Source organism: Vagococcus sp., assembly GCF_036639995.1.
In the GTDB taxonomy this organism is placed as follows: domain Bacteria; phylum Bacillota; class Bacilli; order Lactobacillales; family Vagococcaceae; genus Vagococcus.
Genome location: NZ_JAVWHO010000006.1, coordinates 1 through 5,402, shown reverse-complemented (window position 1 = coordinate 5,402; position 5,402 = coordinate 1). Strand labels below are relative to the sequence as shown.

Here is a 5,402-nt window from a genome sequence, read left to right as displayed (position 1 = left end):
TATAATCAGTTAGTTGAATTAGAAGATGAGTATCAAAATCTTTTAAAAGAAGAAAAAAAACTGACTGAAAAAGAAGAAAATTGTCGCTCAGAGATGTTAGCTACTCAAACTAAATTGAAAAAAAGATTAGAGAGCCAATCGGAAATTGAAGACAATCAAAAGTTATTAACTAAAATAGATATTAGTTTACCTCTGTTTGAAAAGAAAAAGCAACTTGAGGAAAAAAGAAAAGAATTAAATACGCAATTATTTGTGACAAAAGAAAAAGAAGAAGAATTAACGAAACAACTCAAAAAGTTAACAAGTGATAAGGAACAAATTGAGGGAAGTATCCTTCAAAAGACAAAGTTAGTGGAAAAGAAATTTGAGTTAGTTAAAAAGCAAGATGAAGTAGCGCAACAACTTGTTAATATTGAGTTATTTGAAAAAAATAAAGAGTGTCTAAGGCTTTTAGAAGAAGAAATTAAGGAGTTAGCTAAGGAGCTTATTGCGTGTAAAAATCAAGAGATAGCATCTCAAAAAATGCATAAAATGGCTAAAAGTGATTGGGCTAAAGCGCAAATTGCAAAATTAAGCTTAGATTTAATAGATGGAGAATCGTGTCCTGTTTGCGGGTCATTAGACCATCCTGCACCAGTTCATGGTAAAGATGTGACCAAAGAAGATATGCTCATTTTAGAAAAAAGCTTAGAAAAAATTGAAAAAGAGTTATCTGAAAACAAGGAAATTCAAACGAAAACAACACAAAAAATTGAATTTAAAGACACAGAAAAAGAAAAACAAGAGGTTGTATTAGTCACGTTAAGAAAACAAATACAAGATTCTTTTGAAGAAAAAAGTCTTTTGGAAGAAAAATGGCTAGAAAAATGTAAAGAAACTAAAGATGACTTATTAAACGAATTGAAACAAGTAACGATGACTTTAGAAGAACTTGAAAAAGAAGAGGAAGGATTGCCTAAGCTAAAACAAACTATTTTAGAAAGTCAAACGCTATTAGAACAAGAAAAAAACCAAGTAAGAGAATTAGAAAATCAGTTATTAGAATTAAAAGTAACTTATCAAGAACTACAGGATAGACTGCCAGATACTTGGCAAACGTATCAAGAAATGTTGGTTGAAAAAAAACAACTGACCAAAAAAATATCGACTTGGAATATGGAAGTCGATGAGTTGAAAAAACAAGTAACGGACTTAGAAGCACAATTATTGATTATTGAAACAACACTAAAAAACGAAAAAAAACAATTAGAGTTGCTCAATCAAAAACAAGAAAAAGAAACAGTTATTTTAACAGAATTTTTAGAAAAAGAGCAACTAACAAAAGAAACATTAGCTGAATTAATTCCTAATCTTGCTACTTTAGATGAACAAGAAAAAAGAATTCAAGCCTTTGAAAATAAAGAGTATGCCTTAAATGAAGAGGTAAAAAAATTAGATACTCTTCTTATAGATAAAGAAAAGCCAAAAATTGAACCATTGATTGAAAGACGTAGTGACCTTCAGGAGCAAGAAAAAGAGCAACAAAAAGTAGTGACATCATTACAATATATAATCAGTCAAAATAAAAAAATAGTGAATTCTGTTAAAGAAAAAGAAGATGCGATGAAAGATAAATTGCAGGCGTTAGAAGATTTAACAGAATTGGCCAATGTGATGACAGGTGATGGACCTAATAAACTAAGTATGGAACGATTTGTTCTACAAACATATTTGAAGCGTATATTGCAAAGAGCAAATGAAAAACTAGTGTTGCTAACCAATGGACGATACCGATTTGAACTTAAAAAAGAGCAAGGTTCTTTTAAGAAAAAAACCGGACTTGAAATTAATATTTTTGATGATAACGTAGGAGCACTGCGAGGAGTGAATACTTTATCTGGTGGTGAAAGTTTTATTGCCGCTCTTTCATTAGCGTTGTCGTTAGCTGAAGTGATTCAAGAAGAGGCTGGAGGCATTAAAATAGACGCAATGTTTATCGATGAAGGGTTTGGTTCGTTAGATGAGGACGCTTTAGAGATGGCAATTAGGGCACTTGAAGCAATTGAAGGAGATGGCAGGTTAATTGGGATTATCTCCCATGTCCGTGAATTAAAAGAAAGAATACCGCAACAACTACAAATAAATACCACATTAGATGGAAAAAGTTATGTTAATGAACGACTAGAATTTGAATAGGAAGTGATACGATGAAATGGTCCATTCCCGAAAAAGTAGTTGAAGAAGGCCGAGATTATGCTAAAGATGGCCGTGTTGTTTCAATTAGTAAGAATGAAGAGCAACAAGTTTGGTATGCCGATGTTGTCGGTTCAGAAGTATTTCATATCGAATTAGATGGAACCGCAAAAGAAGAAGATGTCTGTCAGTGCCCTTATTGGCAACAGCACGGATTTTGTAAGCATACAGTAGCAACAGAGTTAGCCTTAAGAGAAAAGGGCTTAAATCGTTATATAAAAAAACAAGTCAATACGCAAAAAACATATCAACCACCATCTCATGCTGATATTTTTTCTAAAAGTTTCGAGCGACTACAAGAAGCTGAAACCGAAAAAACGTTAGTGACAAGTGATCCTTTAAAAGTAGAGTTTATATTAGATGTGGTAGAGACGTTATCATTTCATCCAGAACAGTCAGTGATTGCTGTTTCATTGAAATTAGGTAGTCGTTTTCCTGGTAGTAAAACTTATGTTGTGAAAAATATCCAAGAATTTTTAGATAGTTATGAGAAAAAAAGTAGCTACCGGATTAACGATAAATTATTTACAATCGGGGAAAATTCTTTTGCTCAAAGAGATATTTCATTATTAGATAAATTATTGAAGGTTAGAGAGTTACAGGAATTACTTGATCAAACAAATGTGCAACAAAAAGGGAAAATAAATAGACGTTATTTAATATTAGGTAGTGAAGCGGTGACTTTCTTCATTGATGAGCTGACCAAAAGTGAACGATTATTACTTCAAACTCCTAACGATAAAAAACAGACTATTTTATTTAAAGACGGTAAGTTACCAATTACAGTTAATGTTTTGCCTGTTGGAACAAGTGATTATAAAATGATTATTAATGATCCAATTGAAATGTATTTAGAAAAATACAGCTGGGCGATAGGTAATCATTCGATTTATGAGCTAACGAAAGAACAATCTGAACGATATGAATTGTTACTTCAGTTGTTTAAACGATTGGACAAACCTGAGATTTTATTTACCAAAGATAATGTGGGAGATCTGTTTTCATATATTTTACCTAACCTTGATTCGATTGCAACGGTCTATGTATCAGATGATTTACAAAGTGAGATGATTCGAGTTCCACTCCGTTCTAAGATTCGTATTGAAGAAGTAAATCAGCAATTAGAAGCACGAGTTGATTATATTTATGGAGATTTTGTTTTTTCAAGTCATCCAGAGCATACCACTAAAAATGGCAAAGAATCTCAAGTGATTAGAAACCAAGTTCAAGAAAAAAGAATTGAAAAATTATTACAGCATTTTGGCTATGCTAAGCGGCAAAATGCCTTTATGAAGCAATTGCCAAGAGAACAGGATTTGTATGCTTTCATCAGAGAAGAAGTTCCAACGATTAGAAAATATGCTGAGGTCGAGATTGCCCCTAATGTGGCCCAGTTGTTCTTAAAATCAACAGATCATCAACCAAAAGTGAAGGTAAGAGAAGATGGTTCTTGGTTAGACATTCAATTTGATATTTCAAATATTGATGAAACAGAAATTAATGATGTTTTGGTTAGTTTAATGAAACAACAAGATTATCATCAACTAAAAAACGGACAGTTACTCTTTTTAGATGAGCAGGGATTCAAGGAAACCAGTTCTGTACTTCAACAATTAAGAGGCGACATTAAGATTAGAAAAGGTAAACTAGAAGTACCGAGATATCGAGGGTTAATGGTGAATCATGCTTTATCTGAAATGGAAGACGTTGAAACGACTGAGCTGTTTACAGATATGGTTCATGACTTAACACAGCCTAATAATTACCCAATTGAACTACCAAAAGGGTTGAATGCGACGTTACGTGATTATCAGGTAACAGGATTTAAATGGTTAAAAATGTTGAGTCACTATCAATTTGGTGGTATTTTAGCAGATGATATGGGATTAGGAAAAACAGTCCAAACGATAACTTACTTGTTATCTGAAAAAGAAGAAGGTAAACTAAATAATCCATCACTCATTGTGGCACCGGCTAGTTTACTCTACAATTGGCAAGTTGAGATTGAAAAATTTGCGCCTAGTTTAAAAGTGGCAGTTATTGTAGGAAATAAACAAGAGCGAACAGAATTAATTGAACATTATCAAGATGTGGATATTTTGGTGACGTCTTATACAACGCTTAGACAAGACTATGATATTTATGAAAAAATGACGTTCCATAGTATGATTTTAGATGAAGCTCAAATGATAAAGAATGCAGCAACTAAAACATTCCAAACAATCGAAACGTTAAAAGCAGATCATTATTTTGCTTTAAGTGGTACGCCAATTGAAAATAAATTGGAAGAATTATGGGCTTTATTTAGAATACTAATGCCAGGTTTTTTCCCTCCATTGCGTAAGTTTAAGCAGTTGACAACAGAAACTATTGCGTTAATGATTCAGCCCTTTGTTTTAAGACGTGAGAAAAAACAAGTATTAGATGATTTACCAGATAAGGTGGAAACAGATCTTTATAGTCAATTAACAGAAGAGCAAAAAACAGTTTATGTGGCTCATTTAAGGCAGATGCAAAAAACAATTTCTGGAATGTCAAAAGAAGAACTAAATCAAAATCGTATTTCGATTCTTTCTGGGTTAACAAGGCTGAGACAAATATGCTGTCATCCTAAATTGTTCATTGATGATTATGAAGGTGAATCAGGAAAACTTATTCAAGCACTTGATATGATTCAAACGGCAAAAACAAATGGCCGCAGAATTCTATTGTTCTCTCAATTTACTGGTATGTTGAGTATTTTGGAAGAAGAATTAGCTAAACTTGATATTGAAACTTTTTATTTAAGAGGTAGCACTCCATTAGTTAAAAGACAAGAGATGGTTGATCGGTTTAACCGAGGAGATAAAGATGTTTTCTTAATCTCTTTAAAAGCTGGAGGAACTGGCTTGAATTTAACAGGAGCAGATACAGTTATTCTTTATGACTTGTGGTGGAATCCAGCGGTTGAAGATCAGGCAACTGGTCGAGCGCATCGAATGGGACAGAAAAAGAAAGTGGAAGTTTGGCGATTGATTTCTGAGGGAACTGTGGAAGAAAAAATGAATCGACTACAAGCTGAGAAGAAAGAACTCTTTCAGCAAGTGTTAAATTCTGAAGACATTAAAGAGTTATCTAAAATGACAATTGATGATATTAAAGATATTTTAGATGTTGGACTTAATTAAAAA

General features: G+C 32.7%; 2 protein-coding genes. Both read left to right on the top strand.

Annotated features, from left to right (window positions below; translation table 11 throughout):
* Positions 1 to 2,175: SbcC/MukB-like Walker B domain-containing protein (locus RR554_RS03235; protein WP_332467406.1), on the top strand; the 2,175-nt coding region annotated here is incomplete at its 5' end.
* A gap of 11 nt (positions 2,176 to 2,186) precedes the next feature.
* Positions 2,187 to 5,399: an SNF2 helicase associated domain-containing protein gene (locus tag RR554_RS03230; RefSeq protein ID WP_332467405.1), complete on the top strand. Its 3,213-nt coding sequence runs from the start codon at positions 2,187 to 2,189 to the stop codon at positions 5,397 to 5,399.
* The last annotated feature ends 3 nt before the right edge of the window (positions 5,400 to 5,402 follow it).

Bases quoted from the DNA above. Each gene is read 5' to 3' on its own strand.
- RR554_RS03230 (WP_332467405.1), top strand. From the start codon at position 2,187: ATGAAATGGTCCATTCCCGAAAAAGTAGTTGAAGAAGGCCGAGATTAT.